Source organism: Microvirga roseola, assembly GCF_020866965.1.
GTDB lineage: Bacteria > Pseudomonadota > Alphaproteobacteria > Rhizobiales > Beijerinckiaceae > Microvirga > Microvirga roseola.
Window position 1 is genome coordinate 1 of sequence record NZ_JAJATX010000142.1, and the last position, 1,778, is coordinate 1,778.

The 1,778-nt window shown below is 59.7% G+C and carries 2 protein-coding genes; both read left to right on the forward strand.

Annotated features, from left to right (window positions below; genetic code table 11):
* The first annotated feature begins 309 nt into the window (after positions 1-309).
* Positions 310-612: a hypothetical protein gene (locus tag LG661_RS24525; protein WP_230534613.1), complete on the forward strand. Its 303-nt coding sequence runs from the start codon at positions 310-312 to the stop codon at positions 610-612.
* Positions 613-710: 98 nt separating this feature from the next.
* On the forward strand, positions 711-1,742 hold the full coding sequence (locus LG661_RS24530) for an NADP-dependent oxidoreductase (protein ID WP_230534614.1): 1,032 nt from the start codon (positions 711-713) through the stop codon (positions 1,740-1,742).
* Positions 1,743-1,778 lie beyond the last annotated feature (36 nt).

Sequence of the window (1,778 nt, forward strand, 5' to 3'; positions counted from 1 at the left end):
GAAGCGAAAGCCTCGGGGGCTTTTTGCATGAAACAAAGGGGACCGCTCTCTTCAGACGAATGCGATGAATAGACCCGATCCCACTGCGAACAGCATTGTCAGTGCGAGCAGAAACCAAGTGGGGACGGGTGGATTTCGATTCATGCGCAGCTCTATCGATCTCGTGTTGCACCATTCATGCCGTTGAGGTTCGTTCAGGAGAGTAAAGAGGTCGTTAACCACGCACGGCTGATCATTCCGTTTCGCCACTGAATGATGTCCGGCTTCCGCCGGATGAGACGGATTGCAGCAGCAAGCAGGGGAATGCCCATGACAGCCGAACTGGAGAAACGGATTGCAGCGCTCGAAAATGACCGCGCCGGGCTCGAGTGGATGGTCGTCTATCTTGCCAAGAAACTCCTCGTGCGCGAGGACGACACCTTTGCTGCCGCACGCGCTATGCAGGAGGAGATCACGGCATTCGGCCGGGCCTTTGTCGACTATTCGCTGCGACCTGAGATAGCCGCAGAGGACAAGAGGCGCGCCATGGAGTTTTCGTCCAACATCTCTTTCATGGCAAAGCAGATCATCGATGAGGTCAGGAACTCGGACGGGCGGACCAGACGGATGTGACAACCTCCCTCGGATGGGCCTATGCTTCCGGCGTGGCCCATACATTCGAGCCGGGATCAATCTTCCGCAAGAATGAAATGCAGCGAGGGAAAACCTGAATGTCCGAGCACCTCAACACTCGCATCGTCCTTGCGGCGCGCCCGGCCGGGCGCCCTACCCCGAGCGATTTCCGCATCGAGGAGCAGCCCGTGCCGAGTCCGGCCGATGGCGAGGTGCTGCTGAAGGTGCTTTTTCTCTCCCTCGATCCCTACATGCGCGGACGCATGGATGCAGCGAAGTCCTATGCCGCTCCCGTCGAGATTGGCGCCGTGATAGAGGGAGGAACGGTTGCGGAGGTGATCGAGAGCCGCCATCCCGACTACAAGGCCGGCGACATCGTGCTGTCCCATTCGGGGTGGCAGAGTTATGCGCTCGCGAAGGGAGCGCATCTACGCAAGCTAGATCCGGAGGCCGCGCCCATCTCGACCGCATTGGGCGTCCTCGGCATGCCCGGCTTTACCGCCTATTCCGGCCTTCTGACCATCGGCCAGCCCAAGCCGGGCGAGACGGTGGTAGTGGCTGCAGCCAGCGGCCCCGTGGGCTCAGCCGTTGGACAGATTGCAAGGATCAATGGCGCGCGCGCCATTGGTATCGCCGGCGGACTGGATAAGTGCGCCTATCTACGTGACGAACTAGGTTTCGATGAGGCGATTGATCATCGTGATCCAGACTTTCCCGAGCGCCTGCAGGCTGCCTGCCCGCAAGGGATCGACGTCTATTTCGAGAATGTTGGCGGCGCAGTCTGGGATGCCGTCTTCCCGCTTCTCAACCCATTCGCCCGCATTCCGGTGTGTGGGCTGATCGCACAGTACAATAGCAAGGGCCCCTTCCCCGGCCCGGACAGACTCCCGCGGCTCATGCGGGACATCCTGTCGAAGAGCCTCACCATCCGCGGCTTCATCCAGCGTGACTTCGCCGACCAAAGACCCGCCTTCTATTCCGAGATGACGGAATGGGTGCGGACCGGCAAGGTGAAGTATCGGGAGGACATCATCGACGGACTTCGGAATGCTCCCGAAGGGATCATCGGGCTGTTGGAAGGGCGCAACTTCGGCAAGCTGCTCGTCCGCGTATCGGACCAATTTGCCTAGCACTACAGTTGCAGGTTTAGAGTTCTAATTACCTCC

What these genes read in the sequence shown, in the direction of transcription:
- LG661_RS24525 (WP_230534613.1), top strand. Translation starts at nt 310, where the DNA reads ATGACAGCCGAACTGGAGAAACGGATTGCAGCGCTCGAAAATGACCGC.
- LG661_RS24530 (WP_230534614.1), top strand. Translation starts at nt 711, where the DNA reads ATGTCCGAGCACCTCAACACTCGCATCGTCCTTGCGGCGCGCCCGGCC.